18 protein-coding genes are annotated in these 19,587 nt (G+C 71.3%); 12 read left to right on the forward strand and 6 right to left on the reverse strand.

Features of this window, described 5'->3' with window-relative positions; genetic code table 11:
• Positions 1-175: 175 nt before the first annotated feature.
• From ACIBJB_RS28050 to ACIBJB_RS28085, 8 genes are all read left to right on the forward strand, one after another.
• Positions 176-871 (forward strand): alpha/beta hydrolase, encoded by a 696-nt coding sequence (locus ACIBJB_RS28050; RefSeq protein ID WP_398934295.1) that lies wholly within the window; start codon positions 176-178, stop codon positions 869-871.
• A complete protein-coding gene (locus tag ACIBJB_RS28055) occupies positions 868-1,707 on the forward strand; it encodes a sulfurtransferase (RefSeq protein ID WP_398934297.1) in 840 nt (279 codons plus the stop codon). Before ACIBJB_RS28050 ends, ACIBJB_RS28055 begins: the two co-directional genes overlap by 4 nt.
• A complete protein-coding gene (locus ACIBJB_RS28060; RefSeq protein WP_398934299.1) occupies positions 1,704-2,558 on the forward strand; it encodes an ABC transporter permease in 855 nt (284 codons plus the stop codon). The genes ACIBJB_RS28055 and ACIBJB_RS28060 overlap by 4 nt, the downstream gene beginning before the upstream one ends.
• Positions 2,559-2,560: 2 nt before the next feature.
• Positions 2,561-3,277: an ABC transporter ATP-binding protein gene (locus ACIBJB_RS28065; protein WP_398934301.1), complete on the forward strand. Its 717-nt coding sequence runs from the start codon at positions 2,561-2,563 to the stop codon at positions 3,275-3,277.
• Positions 3,274-4,239: an ABC transporter substrate-binding protein gene (locus tag ACIBJB_RS28070; RefSeq protein WP_398934303.1), complete on the forward strand. Its 966-nt coding sequence runs from the start codon at positions 3,274-3,276 to the stop codon at positions 4,237-4,239. The genes ACIBJB_RS28065 and ACIBJB_RS28070 overlap by 4 nt, the downstream gene beginning before the upstream one ends.
• 8 nt (positions 4,240-4,247) lie before the next feature.
• A complete protein-coding gene (locus tag ACIBJB_RS28075; protein ID WP_398934305.1) occupies positions 4,248-5,348 on the forward strand; it encodes an LLM class flavin-dependent oxidoreductase in 1,101 nt (366 codons plus the stop codon).
• 51 nt (positions 5,349-5,399) lie between these two features.
• Entirely contained in the window at positions 5,400-6,776 is a 1,377-nt protein-coding gene (locus ACIBJB_RS28080) for an FAD-binding oxidoreductase (RefSeq protein WP_398934307.1), read from the forward strand.
• Between the two features lie 94 nt (positions 6,777-6,870).
• Complete coding sequence (locus ACIBJB_RS28085; RefSeq protein WP_398934655.1) at positions 6,871-7,851, forward strand: AraC family transcriptional regulator; 981 nt, start codon at positions 6,871-6,873, stop codon at positions 7,849-7,851.
• 257 nt (positions 7,852-8,108) lie between these two features.
• On the opposite strand, the gene ACIBJB_RS28090 is transcribed toward ACIBJB_RS28085, so the two are convergent.
• The 6 genes from ACIBJB_RS28090 to ACIBJB_RS28115 all read right to left on the reverse strand — a co-directional run bounded on the left by ACIBJB_RS28090 (position 8,109) and on the right by ACIBJB_RS28115 (position 13,836).
• Positions 8,109-8,498, reverse strand: coding sequence for an SseB family protein (locus ACIBJB_RS28090; RefSeq protein ID WP_069758727.1), 390 nt, complete (start codon positions 8,496-8,498; stop codon positions 8,109-8,111).
• 109 nt (positions 8,499-8,607) lie between these two features.
• On the reverse strand, positions 8,608-9,837 hold the full coding sequence (locus ACIBJB_RS28095; RefSeq protein ID WP_398934310.1) for an acyl-CoA dehydrogenase family protein: 1,230 nt from the start codon (positions 9,835-9,837) through the stop codon (positions 8,608-8,610).
• Between the two features lie 101 nt (positions 9,838-9,938).
• Positions 9,939-10,481: a cysteine hydrolase family protein gene (locus ACIBJB_RS28100; RefSeq protein ID WP_398934312.1), complete on the reverse strand. Its 543-nt coding sequence runs from the start codon at positions 10,479-10,481 to the stop codon at positions 9,939-9,941.
• A complete protein-coding gene (locus ACIBJB_RS28105; protein WP_398934314.1) occupies positions 10,478-11,947 on the reverse strand; it encodes a purine-cytosine permease family protein in 1,470 nt (489 codons plus the stop codon). The genes ACIBJB_RS28100 and ACIBJB_RS28105 overlap by 4 nt, the downstream gene beginning before the upstream one ends.
• Positions 11,948-12,306: 359 nt before the next feature.
• Complete coding sequence (locus ACIBJB_RS28110; protein WP_398934316.1) at positions 12,307-13,305, reverse strand: aldo/keto reductase family protein; 999 nt, start codon at positions 13,303-13,305, stop codon at positions 12,307-12,309.
• A gap of 117 nt (positions 13,306-13,422) precedes the next feature.
• A complete protein-coding gene (locus ACIBJB_RS28115) occupies positions 13,423-13,836 on the reverse strand; it encodes a cytidine deaminase family protein (RefSeq protein WP_398934318.1) in 414 nt (137 codons plus the stop codon).
• A 203-nt stretch (positions 13,837-14,039) separates the two neighbouring features.
• On the opposite strand from ACIBJB_RS28115, the gene ACIBJB_RS28120 reads away from it, so the two are divergent.
• From ACIBJB_RS28120 to ACIBJB_RS28135, 4 genes are all read left to right on the forward strand, one after another.
• Positions 14,040-15,170, forward strand: a complete 1,131-nt coding sequence (locus ACIBJB_RS28120) for a hypothetical protein (RefSeq protein WP_398934320.1) — start codon at positions 14,040-14,042, stop codon at positions 15,168-15,170.
• Between the two features lie 39 nt (positions 15,171-15,209).
• On the forward strand, positions 15,210-15,914 hold the full coding sequence (locus tag ACIBJB_RS28125; protein ID WP_398934322.1) for a class I SAM-dependent methyltransferase: 705 nt from the start codon (positions 15,210-15,212) through the stop codon (positions 15,912-15,914).
• A gap of 433 nt (positions 15,915-16,347) precedes the next feature.
• Positions 16,348-18,333, forward strand: a complete 1,986-nt coding sequence (locus ACIBJB_RS28130; protein ID WP_398934324.1) for a glycoside hydrolase family 97 catalytic domain-containing protein — start codon at positions 16,348-16,350, stop codon at positions 18,331-18,333.
• A 191-nt stretch (positions 18,334-18,524) separates the two neighbouring features.
• Positions 18,525-19,493, forward strand: a complete 969-nt coding sequence (locus ACIBJB_RS28135; RefSeq protein WP_398934657.1) for a LacI family DNA-binding transcriptional regulator — start codon at positions 18,525-18,527, stop codon at positions 19,491-19,493.
• The last annotated feature ends 94 nt before the right edge of the window (positions 19,494-19,587 follow it).

The raw sequence follows: 19,587 nt of genomic DNA on the forward strand, positions 1-19,587 counted from the left end.
GCGCCGAGTCATCGACTTCGGCGTGGCGTGCAGCGCGCGCTGTCGCTGATCCTCCGCAACCTCTCCTCGCGGTCCGAGTCGACCGCGCTCTCTTCCCGCTGACACGTGACAGCCGTCTCCGGCTGCTCCTTTCCGTACGGATGCCCCCTGCCCTGAAACGGGAGCTGACCCCCTCATGCCCTCATCCTCCTCCTGGGACGAACCCGAAGGTCTCGCCGCGCGCGGCACCCTGATCGTGCTGGCCGGCCGTGGCGAACACGGCGGTGTCTACGAGCGTTTCGGCCGCCGGCTCGCCTTCGACGCCTACCGGGTACGCGCCCTCGGCGACGCGTCCGCCGATCCGGCCGTGCTCGACGAGGCCGCCAAGCTCCTCGCCGACGAGTCGCTGCCCGGCCCGAAGGTGCTGGTCGGCTCCGACACCGGCGCGCTGTACGCCGCCCGGCTGGCCGCCGAGCGGACGCCCGGCATCGACGCCCTGATCCTCGTCGGTCTACCCACCGTCCCCTGGGCATCGGGGAGTTGGGAGGCCGAGGTCGAGGCCCGTACCGGCTGCCCCACCCACCAGGGGCGCCTCGCGAACGACCCGCACTTCCGGCGGGGCGCGCTCGACACGGTCCCCGAACTGCCCGGACTCCACCTCGACCGCGTTCAGGTCCCCGTCCTGGCGCTGCACGGCAAGGACGACACGGTGAGCCCGGTCGACGAGGCGCTCGCCGCGTACGCGGGCGTCCGGACGGTCCTGTTCAACGGTGGTCGGCACGACGTCCTCAACGACGCCCTGCACCGCACCGCCGCCGCGACGGTCGTCCTCTTCCTGGAGCGGCTGCGCCTGTCCCCCGAGCTGCCGCTGATCGCCGAGGAGCGGGCATGACCGTCACGACCACCATCGCCGAGCTCCGCGAGCAGCTCGCCTCCGCCACTCCCCCGACCCTGCTGGACGTCCGCTGGGCGCTGGGCGATCCACACGGCCGCGAGCACTACGTGGAGGGACACATCCCGGGCGCGGTCTACGTCGACCTGGACACGGAACTCGCCTCCGCCCCGAGCCCCGAGGGCGGCCGGCATCCGCTGCCCGCGATCGGGGACCTTCAGGAGGCGGCGCGCGCCTGGGGCGTCCGCGAGGGCCGACCGGTCGTCGTCTACGACGACTTGGGCAACACGGCCGCCGCCCGGGCCTGGTGGCTCCTGCGGCACGCGGGGCTCGACCGGGTGACGCTGCTCGACGGCGCACTCAGTGCCTGGCGGGCCGCCGGACTGCCCCTGGAATCAGGGCTTCCGGCGGATCCGTCGCCGGGTGACGTCGTCCTGCGCGCGGACGCGCTCCCCGTTCTCGATGCGGAGGAGGCCGCCGAACTCCCCCTTTGGGGACTGCTCTTGGACGCACGGGCGGGCGAGCGGTACCGCGGTGAGGTGGAGCCGGTCGACCCACGCGCGGGTCACATCCCGGGCGCCGTGTCCGCACCGACCGGGGAGAACCTCGCCGCGGACGGCACCTTCCTGCCGGCCGGGGAGCTGCGGAAGCGGTTCGAGGAGCTGGGTGCCGCTACGGCCGACCGGATCGGCGTGTACTGCGGCTCGGGCGTCACCGCCGCCCACCAGATCGCGGCGCTGGAGATCGCCGGGTTCGAGGCGGCCCTCTTCCCCGGTTCCTGGTCCGCCTGGTCCGCCGACCCGGACCGCCCGGCCACGAAGGGAAGCCGGCCATGACGACGCATTCGCCGGCACTGCCGACCACCTTGGACAAGCCCGCCCGGATCACCATCCGCGGGACCACGAAGACGGGCGGCCGTGTCACGGTGCCCCGTTCCGTGCGCAGGGCCGCCGGCCCCGTGGGTCTCGTCCTGCTCTGGTTCCTCACCTCGGCCACCGGGGTACTCCCGGAGTCCGTCCTGGCCTCGCCGGTCGACGTGCTGAACCAGGCTGTGGAGCTGACCAGGAACGGCGAACTCCCCAGCGCCATAGCCGCGTCGGGCCGCCGCGCCGCGACCGGCTTCCTCATCGGTGCGACGATCGCGCTGAGCCTGTCCCTGCTCGCCGGGCTGTTCCGGCTCGGCGAGGACGTCATCGACTCCTCGATGGGCATGCTCCGGGCGATCCCCTGGGTGGGTCTGATCCCCCTGTTCATCGTCTGGTTCGGCATCGACGAGACCCCGAAGATCGCGCTCGTTTCGCTCGGCGTGACGTACCCGCTGTACTTCAACATCTACGGCGGCATCCGCTCCACCGACTCCCAACTCGTCGAGGCGGCACGGATGATGGGGCTCGGCCGACTCGGGCTGATCAAGTACGTGATCCTGCCGAGCGCGCTGCCCGGGGCACTCGTGGGCCTCCGGTACGCACTGTCGACCGCGTGGCTGGCGCTGGTCTTCGCCGAGCAGGTCAACGCGGACGCGGGGCTCGGCTATCTGATGAGCAACGCCCAGCAGTACTTCCGCACCGACGTCATCGTGCTGTGCCTCGTCGTGTACGCGCTGCTGGGACTCGCCTGCGACTTCGCCGTACGGATCCTTTCGCGCCGCCTGCTGACCTGGCGGGCCAACTTCGAGGGCGAGGCGTAGACATGGCCGACAGCGTGGAGATACGCGGGCTTTCGCGGGCCTTTGACGGCAACACCGTGCTGCACGCGCTCGATCTCGACATCCGCGAGGGCGAGTTCGTGGCCCTGCTCGGCCACAGCGGCTGCGGGAAGTCGACGCTGCTCAGGATCCTCGCCGGGCTCGACGAGGAGATCGGCGGCGAGGTCACCGTGCCCGCCCGCCGCAGTGCCGCCTTCCAGTCGCCGAGGCTGCTGCCGTGGCTGAAGGTGTGGCGCAACGTCGTCCTCGGGCTGCCCGGGCGTCCGGACCGTGCCCTGGCCGAACGGGCCCTCGCCGAGGTCGGCATCGCCGACCGCGCCTGTGTGTGGCCCAAGACGCTCTCCGGGGGCCAGGCCCAGCGCGTCTCCCTGGCCCGCGCTCTGGTCCGCGAGCCCGAACTGCTGCTCCTGGACGAGCCGTTCGGCGCCCTGGACGCCCTCACCCGGGGCCGGGTGCAGCAGCTGGTGGCCGAGCTGTGGCAGCGGCACGGCTGCGCGATCCTCCTGGTCACCCATGACGTGGAGGAGGCGCTGCTGCTCGCCGACCGGGTCTTGGTGATGGACGAGGGCCGTATCGCCCACGAGCTCACCGTCGACCTGCCCCGCCCCCGTGATCTGACCGCCCCCGAGTTCGTCTCCCTGCGCGCCCGCCTCCTGAACTGGCTCGGCGTGACCCGTACGTTGGAAGGAACCCCGTCGTGATCCGCAGAATCGCAGCCGCCGCCCTGAGCTTCTCCGCATTGCTGGCGCTGACCGGCTGCGGCGCGGACTCCTCGGCGGACGCCTCGTCGAAGGACGGCACCCTCGTCATCGGCGACCAGGCCAAGACCCTCCAGACCATCGTCGCCGCCTCCGGTGCCCTCAAGGGCGCCAAGTACAAGGTGAAGTGGGCCGAGTTCGAGGGCGCCGCCCCGCTCTACCAGGCCGTGCAGGCGGGCGCCGCCGACACGACGTACTCCGCGGATCTCCCCGCCCTCCAGGCCCTCAGCGGTGGGGTGAAGTTCAAGAACGTGGCCGCCCTGAAGAACGACGGCCGGCATGTCGGCATCGTCGTGGGCAAGGACTCCGGCATCGACAGCGTCAAGGACCTCAAGGGCCAGAAGGTCGTGGTGTCCTCCGCGAAGGGCAGCATCGCCGAGTACCTGCTGGCCAATGCGCTGAAGCAGAACGGGCTCAGCTACTCGGACGTGAAAGTGCAGTACCTGCTGCCGACCGACGCGCAGGCCGCCTTCGCCTCCGGGAAGATCAAGGCCTGGGCGACCTTCGGCGTCTACCAGGCCGTCGGCCTGGAGCAGGGCGGCAAGCTGCTGGTGGACGGCGCCGACGGCCGGGTCAGCGGTTACGGCTTCGTCGGCGCCTCCGACCAGGTCCTCGCCGACCCTTCGAAGAAGGCCGCGCTCGCCGACTTCCTCAGGCGGCTCGGTACAGCCCTGGAATGGACCAGCACCCACCAGGACGCCTACGCCAAGGCCATCGAGACCCGCAACGGCGCCGACGCCTCCGTCGCGACGACGCTGGCCTCGGCGGCGTACAGCAAGGTCCTGCCGATCACCGACGACGTGAACAAGACCGTCCAGGACGTGGCCGACCTCATGAACGGCATCGGGGTCCTGGAGCCGAACGTCGACGTGGCGAAGTCGGCCGACACGTCCCTTCTCCACTAGGAGCCCTCATGCCTGTCGAGTTCATCAGTGCCGTCCACACCGACTCCGGAGCCTCCGGTCCCGCCGCCGCGAGCCGCACCGGCTTCGACCGCGACCACCTGCGCAGGTACGCTCGCGCCCTGGACGACGGCGGCTTCGACCACACCCTGGTCGCCTATCACTCGGCGTCGCCGGACGCCTTCCAGGTCGCCCAGTTCGTCGCGACCCACACCGAACGCATCCGCCCGATCCTGGCCCACCGGCCGGGCGTCGTCTTCCCCACGCACGCGTCCCGTGCCCTCGCGACTCTGGACCGGATCAGCGACGGGCGGCTGAGCGTCCACATCATCTCCGGCGGCAGCGACGAGGAACAGCGCAGGGAGGGCGACTACCTCAACAAGGCCGAGCGGTACGAGCGTTCCGACGAGTACATCCAGATCCTGAGGAAGGTGTGGCAGTCCGACGGGCCGGTCTCGCACGAGGGCAAACACTTCCGGTTCGAGGGCTACTACTCGGACGTGAAGCCGGTGAACGGGCTGATTCCCATCTCCGTCGGCGGCTCCTCGCCGGACGCGTACCGGGTCGGCGGACAGCAGGGCGACATCTTCGGCCTGTGGGGCGAACCGCTGAAGGAGACCGGCGAACAGATCGCCGCCGTGAACGCGGTCGCCGATGCCGCGGGGCGCCCCCACCCCCGTATCTGGGTGTCGTTCCGCCCGATCATCGCGCCCACCGACGAACTGGCCTGGGAGAAGGCGCACCGCACGCTCGGTGTCCTCAAGGACCAGGCGCGCAACACCGAGTTGCTGCGGCACTACCGCACCGCCGGGCGCCCGGCCAACGTCGGCTCGCAGCGCCTCCTCGACATCGCCGAGCGGGGTGAGGTCCACGACCGCTGCCTGTGGACCGCCCCGGCGGTCGCCACCAACGCGGCCGGGGCGTCCACCGCCCTGGTCGGCTCTCCGGAGACCGTGGCGCAGGCCCTGCTCGACTACGTCGACATCGGCTGCGACCTGCTGTCGATCCGCGGCTACGACCCGCTCAACGACGCCATCGACTACGCCCGTCACGTCCTGCCGCTGGTGCGGCAGGAACTCGCCCACCGCGCCGCCACCGGCCAGGCCGCCTGATGGAGAGTAGGACTTCTCTTTGCTCGCGACCGGAACCAGGGCGCTGAACCCATGACGGCAACACAGGACACCACCGTGTCGGCCCGTTTCCTGGGGCTGCTGGCCCGCGATCTGCCGCCCGACAGGCTGAGCACGGACCCGGGCGTGCTCGCCGCCCACGCCACCGACCGCTCGGGCACCCGGCCCACCGGCGAGCCGCTGGCCGTGGTGCATGCCCGGCGCACCGAGGACGTGACCGTCACGCTGCGGCACGCCCACGAACTGCGCGTCCCGGTCGTCCCCCGGGGCGCGGGCACCGGCCTGTCGGGCGGGGCGACGGCGGACGAGGGCGCCCTGGTGCTGGATCTCTCCGGGATGAACCGCATCCTCGAACTCTCGGCCGACGACCAGCTCACCGTCGTCGAACCAGGCGTGATCACCGCCGAGTTGGACCGGGCCGCGGGCGCGCACGGACTGCGGTACGCGCCCGATCCGGCGAGTGCGGCCCTGTCCACGATCGGCGGGAACATCGCGACCAACGCGGGCGGCCTGCGGTGCGCGAAGTACGGGGTGACCCGGGACAGCGTGCTCGGTCTGGAGGCCGTCCTCGCCGACGGGACGGTGATCGGCACCGGCCGTCGTACGGTCAAGGGGGTCACCGGCTATGACCTCACCGCGCTGCTGACCGGCTCGGAGGGCACCCTCGCGGTGATCACCTCGGCGACGCTCCGGCTCAGGCCGGTTCCCGTGGCGACGGCCACGCTCGCCGCGTACTTCCCGTCCTTCGAGGCGGCGGCCGAGGCGTCGTACGCGATCGCGAGGGCAGGGGTCGAGCCCGCGCTGGCCGAGCTCGTCGACGGGCCCGTGCTGCACGCCATCGACCCGGCGCTGCGGGAGCGGGGGGCCGCGCTGCTGGTGGTGCAGTGCGACGGGGCGGGTGCGGCGGCCGAGACGGCAGCCGTCGCCCGGCTGCTCGGGCCCCTCGCCTCAACGGTGGAGACGACGGAGGATCCGGTCGAGGCCGAAGCGCTGCTGGCCGCCCGCCGACTCGCCCTGCCCGCTCTGGAGCGATTGGGCCGGCCGCTGATCGAGGACATCGCGGTGCCGCGCTCCCGGCTCGCCCGGGCCGTGCGGGAGATCCGGGCGATCTCGGCCCGGCACGACGTTCCCGTGTTCACCATCGCGCACGCGGCGGACGGCAACCTGCACCCGATCATCGTCGTCGACCCGGACCTGGACCGGCTGCCGGACGCCGCGTGGGAGGCGGCCGGAGAGATCTTCGCGCTGGCGCTCAGGCTCGGGGGCACACTGACCGGCGAACACGGGGTGGGGGTGCTCAAGCGGCAGTGGGTGGCCGAGGAACTCGGGCCCGCCGCACACGCGTTGCAGCGCCGCATCAAGGAGGTGTTCGATCCGCGGGGCATTCTCAATCCCGGTAAGGCGCTGTGAAACCCGCGTCCGCTCCTGCCCGGCATGACCGCCCGTCCGCGGGTCATGTTGAACAAGCAGACGCCGAGCGGGGAAGGGGGTGGACGCCTTGGCCGTGGGAGAGGACCGGGCGGCCGAGTTCCACAGCTACGCGACGAACTCCCTGGAGGAGGCGCACGACGCGATCGCGGCCCACTACTACGATCTGCGTCTCGAAGTCGTCGGCCGGGCAACGGAGTTCGAGACCAGGCTCAGTGTCGTCGACCTCGGCGCGCTCACGGTGGGCGACGTCCGCTTCGGCACCGAGATGCGGATGAGTTTCGGCGAGCCGGGCGTGTACCACGTCGCCGTGCCCTTCGGCGGCTGCTTCAGCATCCGGGAGGGGCACGGGGTCACGGATTACGCGACCGAGCGGCGGGCGCTGGTCTTCGATCCGGCGCGGGACATCCGCATCGACACCTGGTCCGCCGACTGCCAGGCTCTCACCGTCAAGATCGACAAGGCGGCCGTGCTCAGGCAGCTGGAGGTGCTCCTTGGCCGGCCGGTGCGGCACCCGCCGCGCTTCGGGCCGTACATGGACGTCTCACGGGGACCGGGCCTGAGCTGGATGCGCCTGGCGATGTGGAACCTGCTCGAGCGGAACGTCCCGCTCGGACTGCTGAGCCATCCGATGATCCGCGGCCGTCTCGAACAGACCCTCCTGGAGGGAATGCTGCTGGCCACCGACCACACCTTCCGCGACGCGCTGGAGGCCCCTCCCCCACCGATGCGCCCGGCGTCGGTGAAGCGGGTCATGGACGCCGTACAGGAACTGCCCGCCGAGCCGTACGACGCGAACCGGCTCGCGGCCATCGCCCAGGTCAGTCTGCGCACCCTGCAAGAAGCGTTCCGCAGCAATGTCGGCATGTCGCCCATGGCGTACGTCCACGAGGTACGGCTCCAGCGGGTCCACCAGCAGCTGCGGGCGGCGGCGCCGGGCACCACGACCGTGACGCAAGTGGCTCACGCGTGGGGGTTCGTCCATCTGGGCCGGTTCGCACGGCGGTACCGGGAGCGCTACGGCGAGTCACCCTCGCAGACACTGCGCGCCCCGTGAGCCGTCGCGCCCGCCGATCCGCCGCGCTTAGCGGACATGCGCCACGTATTCCGGAGCGACGGCCCGCCGGATCGGTCCTATGGTCGGGTCACGGCGATCGCACGGCGCACCGGGGATGAGCAGGGTCGGCGCCGCTCATCTCTGTTTCCGCAGGCGAGAACCGGGGTGCGGCGGCGGGAGCAGTCCGCACCCCTCTGCGGGCCCGGCCGCTCCCCCTCCGTCGCGTGTGGTGGCCGGGCCCCACCGTGCGACCAGCCCTACGGCCGGGCCAGCAGGGTGCGCACGCCCTCGGACGTCAGCGTCAGCGGATGCGAGGAACTGGCGTCGATCGAGAGCGACAGATCGCCGTCCGGCCACTGCGCGGCGAGCGCACCCAGCGGCACCAGACGGTAGCGGGACACGAACGGAAGCAGTTCGGCCATCTCCGTCTCCGAGGTGAACACGGGCACCACGGGAGCGCCGTCCTGCTGTTCCAGCACGGGCAGCGCCACGGTCGTGTCCTCGTCCGCGGCGTCGTCGGGCACCGGAATGAGCACGTCACTGGTGGCGAGCGTGTCCAGCGCCGTCGCGTCCTCGGTGTTCTGCGTCAGCGCGTCCAGCGCCCGCTGGGCCGGTGTGGCGGTGTTGTCGTTTGCGGGTGTGTCCATGGCAGATCCCCTGGTAGCGGCGGTCGTGCGGCCCCGCCCGGGGGCATGATCGCCCGGGGCGCGGTGCTGCTCGCGTACCCGAGCGTGCCGAGAGCATGCGTTCGGGACGTCAGGGAATCAGCGCGATGTGCTCCGAGGGCAGACCGAGGGTGTCGCATCCGACCCGCCGCACGAGAGGCTCGTACATGCTGGGTCCCACGTGGGTCCAGTACGTGGCCGCGTCCCGGAAGTAGCGCTGCATCCGTTCGCCGTCGCGCGCGTGGCGGGAGCCGGCCGTGCGGAACAGGATGCCCTGGAGGACGTCCCAGGCCATCCGCCCCGCGTTCAGGAACGTCAGGGCGAGCCGGTTGTCCTCGACCACGGTGAAGGGTGCCTCGCCGCTGACGTTGCGGCGGCAGGCCTCCATCCAGTCCTCGGCACTCTGCCTGAGGGCCGCCTCGGCCAGGTGGATCATGCCGAGGGCCTCGCCGAGGTGGCGCTGGTAGTCGTGCAGGTCGGCGCGGGTGCGGTCGGGCTCCAGGAGCAGGGGGCGGGCGGCGACGATCCGGGCGTACTCGTCGGCGGCGGCGTACGCGGTGCCGATCATGACGGCGGCCAGCTCGCCGTGGAAGAAGCTGGGCGCGCGTCCCGCGTACATCGGGTTGCCGTGCAGCTTGGAGCCGACGCTGCCGCCCTCCACCGGCAGGTCCAGCAGGCTCGTCTCGCACGTGAAGTGCGCGGGGACACGGGCCTGGTCCATGCGGATGCTGTTGGATCCGGTGCCGCGCAGACCGAGGGCGCCCCGCCAGTCGTCGAGGACCGTCCACACCGAGCGCGGGGCGACGAACAGCACGGGTGGGCCGGGTGGGCTGCCCGCGCGCAGGGTCTGGCCGAGGTAGTGCGTGGAGTAGGGGGCGCCCGAGGAGTAGGGCCAGGTGCCGTCGAGGATCACGTGGTCGGGGCCGTCGGGCTGGGCGACGCCCACCGGCGCGACGGTGGAGGCGGCCCGGAAGTCGCCGTCGGGGCCGAAGAGTTCGTCCTGGGCCTTCTCGTCGAAGACCGTGCAGGCCTGCAGGACATGGGCGGCGGTCAGGGACAGGGCCCAGCCGGTGGAGGGGCAGCCGCGGGCGATCTCGACGACCACCCGGTAGAACACGGGCAGGCCGAACTCGTGGCCGCCGTAGCGGCGCGGCTGCAGGATCCGGTAGAAGCCGGCCCTCAGGAAGTCGTCGTGGGTGGTCTCGGGGTAGTGCGTGAGCCGTTCGGTCTCCGCCTGGCGTGCGAGCAGCGCGGGCCTGAGGGCCACGGCCCGTTCGATGATCTCCCGCTCGGTGAGGCCGGTCTCGGGTGCGGCGGTCACGATGCCTCCTGGCGTGTGGGAGCCGTCCGTTCGTGATGCGCTACGAGCGATTCAACACGGCAGAGCGCTGCCCGGTACCGACCGGATATCGCCAAGTGCCGTCAGGCTCCGATCAGTTGATCCACGGTGACGACCCGGATCAGCGGCCCGTACAGCTCCATCACGTCCAGCGCCTTGGCGTGGGAGTCGTCGTCGACGCCGGCGCAGGCGTCGGACACCACGAGGGTCTCGACGCCCGCGTCGGCTGCGGCGAGGGCCGTGGACAGGACGCAGCAGTCGGTGCTGACACCGGCCAGGACCAGGCGGCCCTCGGGGCCCACCCGGGCGGCGAGTTCGGGGGTCCACTTGCCGAAGGTGGTCGCGTCCATGAGGTGCGGTGCCCGGTCGGCGAACTCGTCGGTGAGCCGCCACAGCGGGGCGTCCGGCGGCTGCAAGGCGAAGGGCCATCGCGCGTAGTACGCCCGCCAGGCGCCGGTGGGCTCGGCGGGCGCGACGAAGCGGGTGAACGTGACCCGTTCCGCGAAGGCCGGCAGCAGCCGCCGTACGCCTGCCGCCGCCTCGGCGAAACGAGGGGTGGCCCACGGACTGCCCGGCTCGGCGAAGACGCGCTGCATGTCGATGACGGCGAGCAACCCGGTCGTCATACGACGCCCTCCTGCGCGCGGACCCGCCCGCGGCCGAAGGCCAGCGTGCCGAGGAAGCCGAGCGCCAGGGCGGCCAGCACCCCGAGGTTGGCGTACGCCCAGGCGCCGGACGTGCCGCCGAGCCCGAAGGGGTCGAGGAGATAGCCCTGCCAGTCCAGCCAGCTCGCGGCCGAGTTGGTGACCAGGCCCCAGCCGAGGGCGGTGGCGAGAACCGTCAGGATCAGCGGGGTGGGCGGTACGTCGCCGTAGCGGCCGCTCGGGCGGTAGAGGTCGGCGTCGTCGTAGTCACGGCGGCGCAGCGAGAGGTCGGCGAGCATGATGCCGCACCAGGCGGCGATGGGGACGCCGAGGGTGGTGAGGAAGCCCATGAACTGGCCGAGGAAGTCGTCGGCGAAGAACACAATGTAGACGGCGCCCGCGATCATCAGGACGCCGTCGACCAGCGCCGCCAGCGGACGCGGGATCCTGAGGCCCGCCGAGAGCAGGGCGAGGCCCGAGGAGTAGATGTCGAGGACCGCGCCGCCGACCAGGCCGAGAACGGCGACCACGGCGAAGGGCACCAGGAACCAGGTGGGCAGGAGGGTGGTGAGCGCGCCGATCGGGTCGGCGGCGACGGCGTCGCTGAGCTTGGTGGACGATCCGGCCAGCAGCAGTCCGAAGACCAGCAGGAGCAGCGGGGCCACGGAGGCGCCGAAGGTGGTCCAGCCGACCACGCCCCGGCTCGACGAAGTGCGGGGCAGATAGCGGGAGTAGTCGGCGGCGGCGTTGACCCAGCCGAGACCGAAGCCGGTCATCATGAAGACCAGCGCGCCGATGAAGTCCTGGGCGGAGCCCGCCGGGAGGGCGCTGACGGTGCTCCAGTGGATGTGGTCGGCGACCAGCCCGACGTAGAGGACGGTCAGGACGCCCGTCACCACGGTGATCACGGTCTGGAGCCGCATGATCAGGTCGAAGCCCATCACCCCGCCGACGACGGTGAGCCCCGCGACGACGATCAGGGCGATCACCTGGGTCCCGGTGCCGCCGCCCCAGCCGAGCCGTCCGAAGACGGTCGCCGTGGCCAGGGTGGCGAGGGCGCACAGCACGGTCTCCCAGCCGACGGTGAGCACCCAGGAGACGACCGACGGCAGGCGGTTGCCACGCACCCCGTAGGCGGCACGACTGAGAACCATCGTCGGCGCGGAACCCCGCTTGCCGGCGACCGCGACGAAACCGCACAGCAGGAACGAGAAGACGATCCCGATCACGCCGGCCACCAGCGCCTGCCAGAAGGAGATCCCGAAGCCCAGCGCGAACGAGCCGTAACTCAGGCCGAGGATGGACACGTTGGCGCCGAACCACGGCCAGAACAGCGTCCGCGGGGTGCCCTTGCGTTCGGCGTCGCCGATCACGTCCAGCCCGTGGGTCTCCACCTGGAGCTGCCGGGCGGTGGATCTGTTGTCGGGGGATCCCGAGGAGTCTGTCATCGTCGACCTGCCTGTTCAGATGTGTGGGGGCGACGGTAGGCAGGGGGCGCGGGGGCGTCAATCACGCAACGCCCGCACGACCCGCCCCCTGACCACCAGCGGGCGGCCGTCGCGGGAGCGGCGACCGGAGCGGCCGGGGCCCGTACCGCGGTTCGTCCGCGCCCAGGACGATCCGCTGAAGGCCGACAGCCCCGGCGAGCTGCGCCGTGCCTGGCAGCGCCGGGCCGTGGGCTCGCTCCACGGGAAGCGACCGCCCTGCAACAGCGGTTCGCCGTGACCGAGGGGCGGTGCGCGCGGGCAGCGAGGGTGGGGGCGGGCAGGGTACCGGCGGGCCCACCAGGGCGGTCAGCCGCAGGAGTTCAGCGGTGCTTGACGCCGGACTGGGCGCCGGGGGCGAGGGTGGGTTCGGTGACGGGGACGTCGCCGAGGGCCTCGTCGACCGCGGTCAGCAGGTCGTCGGACACTTCCACGCCGGAAGCGGCGGCGTTGGCGTGGACCTGGTCGGGGCGGGAGGCACCGGTGATCGCGGAGGCGACCTCGCCACGGCGCAGGACCCACGCGAGCGCCAGGGTGGCCATGCTCATCCCGGCCTCCTCCGCGATCGGGACGAGACGCTGGACCGCTTCGAGGATGGCGTCGCTGTACACGAGGTCCTGGGAGACCGCCATGTCCGCGGAGGCGAACCGGCTTCCCTCGGGGACGGGTTGTCCGGGCTTGTACTTGCCGGTGAGTACCCCCTGGGCCAGCGGCGACCAGACGATCTGGGAGATGCCGTGGGCGGCGCACAGGCCGAACACCTCGGCCTCGGGTGCCTGCCAGAGCATGGAGTACTGCGGCTGGGAGGAGACGAACAGATCGGGTCCTGCGAGGTCGATCGCTGCCTGGATCTGCTCGGGAGTCCACTCGCTGAAGCCGATGTAGCGGGCCTTGCCCTGCTCGACCACCTTCTGGAACGCCTCGACGGTGTCCTCGATCGGCACGCCGGAGTCGAAGCGGTGCGCCTGGTACAGGTCGACGTGGTCGGTCCTGAGGCGGGTGAGGGAGGCGTCGATCTGCTGGGCGATGTGGGCGGGGGACAGTCCGCGGTCGGCCGGGTCGTCCGACATCGGGAAATAGACCTTGGTGGCCAGGATGTAGGAGTCACGGGGGTGGGCGGACAGGATCTCGCCCCAGGCCGTCTCCGCGGCTCCCCGCCCGTAGGCGTTGGCGGTGTCGAAGAAGTTGATGCCCGCGTCGAAGGCCGCCTCGGTGCAGGCGCGGGTCGCGTCCGCCTCGACGCCGCCGGAGTAGGTGAGCCAGGACCCGAGCGAGATCTCCGAGACGTTCAGGTCCGAGCTGCCGAGTGTGCGGTACCGCATGGTTGTCGCTCCTTGTGTCGGGTGGGCCGCCGGCTCCGGGGCAGGCTTACGAGGCTGCTGTCCACTGCACTGATGACCATGCCACGCTCTCGTCGGCACCGCCGTCAGCGGTCGGTGTCACTCGGCGTCGAGCTGGTGGTCGGCCCAGACGTAGCTCTCGGGCAGCAGGTCGGTGATGCGCACGCTCCGGATACGGGCCTCTTCGCCGACGATGACCTCGAGGTCGGGGAAGTAGTCGAGAAGGACCTGCCGGCACCGCCCGCACGGCGGAACGACCCCTCGGTCGCGGTCCCCCACGGCGACGATCGTCTCCAGTTCGTAGGCGCCCTGGGCGGCCGCCGCGCCGATGAGGACCAGCTCGGCGCAGGGTCCTCCCGTGAAGTGGTAGGCGTTCACGGCGGTGATGATCCGCCCGTCCCGGGCACGGGCCGCGGCCGCCATGGTGTGGTTGTCGCCTCGGCAACGCGTGCGAGCGACGTGCGCCGCGGCGTGGACGAGTTCGTGATCGACGGGGTGGGTCTGCGTGGTCAACTTCGCTGCCTTGGTCGATGGTTCAGGCGACGTCGACAGTATCGGCGATGGGTCGGCTCGGGGAGTCACGCGCGCTCGAAAAGGATCCTGCTCGTCCACTGCGACAGAAGTGATCGCCCCACCGGTTCACACACGATCACCGCCCCCTACGCTTCCTCTGTTCGAAACACCTACGAACACAGCGGCAAGGCGGGGGAAACTACATGACATACCGGCGCGCGGTGTTACCAGCCCTGGTCGGGGGCCTGCTGTTCACGCTGTTGCTGTGGTGGGCGGGGGCGAGCGCGCAGGCACTGCAACTGCGCGGCAGCACCAGTGTGTTCGACGTGGACTCCGTGAACGAACTCCGGCGATGGCTCATGCCCTGGTCGTACGACTCCTCGGTGGCCCTGCCGTCCGACGGATCCGTCGACGCAGCCACGGGCGGAGCCACCCGGTACGCCAATCTGTACAGCACCGCGATGCAGATCAGATTCGTGGCCGTCTTCGTTTTCTTCCTGGCCGGCACATTGCTCCTGCTCCGCAGGATCCCGCCGACGCGGGGCCGTACACCGGCCGCGCTGTTCGCGCTGTGGGCCTGGGGACCGGTGTCCGCGACCTTGGCCGTGACGGTCTCCGCGCCCTGGCTGATCGCGTCCCGGGGGCACGGCAGCTACCGGGTCCTGCCGCAACTGGCGGGGGTGATCGCGTCGAGCGGACCGGTCCCGGTGTTCGCGGGACTGTTGACCGCACTGCTCACGGTTCTCGTGGCCCGCGTCTCCGGCAAGGGCGCGGAACCACTGCCCCGGCGCGATGTGCCGGCGCGCCCCGCCCGCCTGGCGGCGAGCGCCGGAACCGCGGTGGTCGCGCTGTCCCTGGTGGTCCTGTCGTACCAGTCGGTGGCGGCCCGGATGCAGACCTCGTTCAGCGGCGCGGGCCTGCTGTCCGAGCCCGGTGACCTGCTGCGCCAGTGGCTGCTGCTCGGCGCCTGGACGGGTCCGTCGACCACGTCCCTCGGACACTGGCTGCTGTACCGGGCCGCCGACGTGCTCCTGTTGGCCGTGGTGTGGTGGTCACTGCGACTGCTGCCCGGCCTGCTCACCCGGACCACCGTGCCGGCGATGGCGGTGGGCGCGGTCTGCGCGACCGTACTGGGGCTGCTCGCGAGCCAGGTCCTGCACATGGCGATCGACGACACCGCCGCCGTATGGGGTCCCGTGCACATGTTCTCCGCTCTCGGCACAGGCGTCCCCGCCGCCCTCACCTTCGGCGTCACGGCGGGACTGGCCACCCTCGCGACGCTGCGGCTGGCCGGGGACCGTGACCCCCTGCCGTCATCTGTTGTCCCCGCTTGAATCCCTGGCATGCGGTTGAATCTTTGGCAGCATGCGGTGATGCGTATCAACACCTCCTACGAGGGGGCCCTCGCCGACTACTTCGCCGACAACGCGACCGACGGCCCCTACAACGCCCACACCGACCGGCCCGCCATGTTCGCCCTGGCCGGTGACGTCACCGGGCTGCGCGTCCTGGACATCGGCTGCGGCGCCGGGCACTACATAACGGAACTGCGGGCCCGAGGCGCGGCCGAGGTGGTCGGCGTCGAGGGCAGCGCGACGCTGCTGGGCCATGCCCGCGACCGTATAGGCGACGACGACGCCGTCACCCTGCACCACCACGACCTGGAGGAACCACTCGACTTCCTGCCGGACGACTCGTTCGACCTGGTGGTCGTGGCCCTGGTGCACCATCACCTGGAGGCGCGTCGGCAACTGCTGACCGAACTGCACCGCGTGCTGCGTCCCGGCGGAACCCTGCTGGTCTCCACGGTCCACCCGACCGCCGACTGGATCTGGCACGGCGGCTCCTACTTCGACGAGGACCGTGTCGAGACGCGTTTCGGCGACAGCGGCACGACGAACTCCCACCGCCGTATGACGATGCAGACCTTCCTGGGCGAACTCCTCGACGCCGGCTTCGCGTTGGAGCGGTTCGTGGAGCCGCGGGCCACGGAGGCCGCCCGCCAGGTCGACGAGGTCCGCTACCTCAAGACGCTTCGAACGCCGTTCTTCGTCGCCGTCCGCATGCGGAAGAACTAGTACCCCGGCGTTCACCCGTCGCGACGCCCGGCACGCTCCCCCAGAGGGGTGCCCCCACTCGCCGCACCGGACGCCGCTCCTTGACGGGCACACCTTCCCTGCCGGGGCACCAGACAGGCCCGGCAGGTCGTGATCGCCGACTCCGCGTCCGTGACCGGTCCGCGGCCGGGTCCGGTCGGCCTGACCGGTGACCCGGCGATATGGAGCCACGTCTTCAGCGTCGGCTCGGGCGCGCCGGCATCTTCCTGACCTGCTCAGCGGCGACCGCACCCTCCGATACGCCATCCCGGCGGGAAGCGGCGCATGACGCCGACCGCTCCGGGGCTCAGGCGGATCCACGGTGCCTGGGCCCCCGCAGGTCTTGACCCAGCTCCCCCGGCCCGTACAACATCTCCAGTAGAAAACGTTTACTCACTACGAGAGGCCGCGTCCCATGGGAACCACACAGGACCGGGAAGAGCCCGCGCGGGACAGAGCCGGCAGGGCGGGGGCGCTGTCCCGTCGGGGTGTCCTGAAGGGCACGGCCGTCACCGTCGGTCTGGCCGCGACGGGCGTGGGCACCGCGCAGCCGGGCTACGCGGCCGAAGGAGCGGCCGACACGGGGCAGTCGGACTGCGCGACCGCGCGCATGGGCGGCAACGCCATCACGATGTCGGTGGTGGACGGAGCGCTCCGGTGGTCCGTCCACCACCACGGCAGGACGGTCGTCGACACGTCCGTCCTGGGCCTCGAGCTGAGCGACGGAACCGTCCTCGGCAGCGACGTGACGGTGACCGGCAACCAGTACGGGACCGCCCGCACCACCTGGAACCCGGTGTACGGGCGCAACGCCACCGTCACCGACCACTACCAGGAGCAGCGGTGGAACCTGCGGGACACCGCCACGGGGGCCCGCTTCGGCGTCCAGATCCGCGCCTACAGGACCGGTGTCGCACTGCGCTACCTCCTGCTCGACGAAGGCACCGCCACCATCGCGGGCGAACTGACCACGTTCACCTTCCCCGACGACACCACCGTCTACAGCGCCCGCGACGAGAACGCCTACCTCCCGGTGGCGCCGGGCTCCATCCCGGTCACCGGCACCTCCACCACGGACAACGGCCCCCTCACCGACCTGCCGCTCACCGCCACTCTCGCGGATGGCCTCATCGCGTGCGTCTGCGAGTCGGCCCGGCTCGGCTTCCCGCGCCTGATGCTCGGTTCGACCGACGGACAGCCCGGCACCCTGTCCGCCTTCCTGATGGAACACACCGCCCGTGGCACCGGCCCGGTCGAGCCGACCAGCACGGTCACGACCCCGTTCGCCACACCGTGGCGCGCCGCAGTAATCGGTTCCACCCATGCCGAACTGGTCGACAACGCCGAGCTGATCCTCAACCTGGCCCCGCCCAACGCCCTGGCCGACACCTCGTGGATCAAGCCGGGCAAGGTCTTCCGCTGCGAGCTCAGCACCGCCGCGGGCCTGGCAGGCGTCGACTTCGCCGTGGCCCGCGGCCTTGAGTACGTCGAGTACGACGCCGGCTGGTACGGACCCGAGTTCACGACCACCGACGCGACCAAACCGATAACGGCCATCGATCTCCCGTCCGTCATCTCGTACGCCACGAGCAAGGGCATCGGCGTCTTCCTCTACGTCAACCGGCTCGCGCTGACCGACGCGGACTCCCTCTTCGGCCTCTACAAGGGCTGGGGCGTCGCGGGCATCAAGCTGGGCTTCATCAACGACGGTACGCGGACGATGACCGACCAGATCACCGACTGGGCGAGGACAGCCGCCACGTACCGGTTGCTGATCGACATGCACGACGACGTCCGGCCGTTCGGCTACGAACGCACTTACCCCAACTGGATCAGCCTGGAGGGCGTCCGGGGCAACGAGCAGTTCCCGACCGCCACGCACAACGTGACGCTGCCCTTCGCCCGCAACATCGGCGGCCCGATGGACTACACGATCTGCTACGGCCAGTCACGGGACAAGACGACCAACAGCCACCAGATGGCCATGGCCGCGGTGTACTACCAGCCCCTCAACTTCCTCTTCTGGTACGACAAGCCGTCCAAGTACGGCACCCCTGCGAACTGGCCGGGGCTGCCCTGGTTCACGGCCGTTCCCACGACCTGGGACGAGAGCCGGACCCTGGCCGGGTCGATCGGCGAGTACGTGGCGGTGGCCCGTCGGAGCGGCGACACCTGGTACCTCGGGGCCATGACCAACGAGACCTCCCGGGTCCTGGCGATCCCGTTGTCGTTCCTGGGCGGCGGCACCTACACGGCAACCGTCTACGCCGACGGAACCCCCGGGGCCGCCCCGTACCAGACCCCGGTCGTGGTCAGCACCCGCTCCGTCACCGCGCAGAGCACACTGAGCGTGGCCATGGCCCCGGCGGGCGGCCAGGCGGTCGTCCTGAAGCCGAGCTGAAGAGGAAACGTTTACTGGACACGCTGAGCCGGTGCAGTAACGTCGGAGCCGTGACGGATCAGGAAGAAGCGCTCTCCGGTGCCCAGGAGGCGAAGCGGGCGAAGCGGAAGCGGGTGCCCGCCGACAGGCCCAGCACGATCCGCGACGTCGCCGCGAAGGCAGGCGTTTCCGTAGCAACCGTTTCCCGGACGCTGGCGGGCAACTACCCGGTGTCCGCGGAGACCAGGGAGCGGGTCATGGCCGCCGTCGACTCCCTCCACTACGTCGTGAACGTCCACGCCAAGGCGCTGTCCGGCCGGGTCGCCGGGCCCGTCGCCCTCGTCCTGCGTGACATCACCGGCCCCTCCCTCGCCCACGTGGCGGCGGGGGTGGAGGAGGAGGCCGGCCGCCGGGGCCGCCTCAGTCTGGTCTGCTCGACCAAGGGCGACACCGAGCGCGAGGACGACCTGGTCCAGCTGATGCGGGAACAGCACGCGGCGGCGGTCCTCCTGGTGGGTGGCACCGTGACGGACGACGCCTATCACCGTCGTATGGCCGGCTATGCCAGGGCTCTGGACTCCGCGGGGTCCCGGCTGGTGCTGTGCGGCAGGCCGCCGCTGCCCGCGGGTGTGCCGGCCACGGTCGTGGACTACGACAACCGCGGCGGCGCCTTCCAGGCCACCGCGCACCTGCTGACGGCCGGCCACCGGCGCGTCCTCTTCCTCGGCGGCGCGCCGGGCTTCAGCAGCGCGGTGGAGCGCCGCCTCGGCTACCGGGACGCGCTGCGCGCCCATGGCGTGCCGTACGCCGATGAGTTGGACACGAGCGGCGACTACACCCGCGCCTCGGGTTACCTGCGCACCCGGGAAGCGCTGAGCGCGGGCGTCGCGTTCACGGCGGTGTTCGCGGGGTCCGACGTGGTCGCGCTGGGCGCGCTGGCCGCCCTGCGCGAGGCCGGTCTCAGCGTCCCGCGCGAGGTCTCCGTGGTCGGCTTCGACGACGTCCCGTTCGCCGCCGACCTGACCCCGGCCCTGACCACGGTCCGGGTCCCGTACGAGGAACTGGGCCGTACCGCCGTACGCCTCGCCCTGGACCGCGAGGTGGGGTTCGCCTCCGACAACCATGTCGTGCTGAGCACGCAGCTCGTGATCCGGGATTCGGTGCGTCCACCTGTCGGCTGAGAGAGCTGTAGAGCCGGGCCGCGGTTGCCGCGGCCACCGACAGGTGCCTCCTTCGAGGGTTCCGACCGGCGCCGGGCAGATTTCGCCGGCGCCG

Origin of the sequence: Streptomyces sp. NPDC050759 (assembly GCF_044456945.1) — a bacterium.
Taxonomy (GTDB): domain Bacteria; phylum Actinomycetota; class Actinomycetes; order Streptomycetales; family Streptomycetaceae; genus Streptomyces.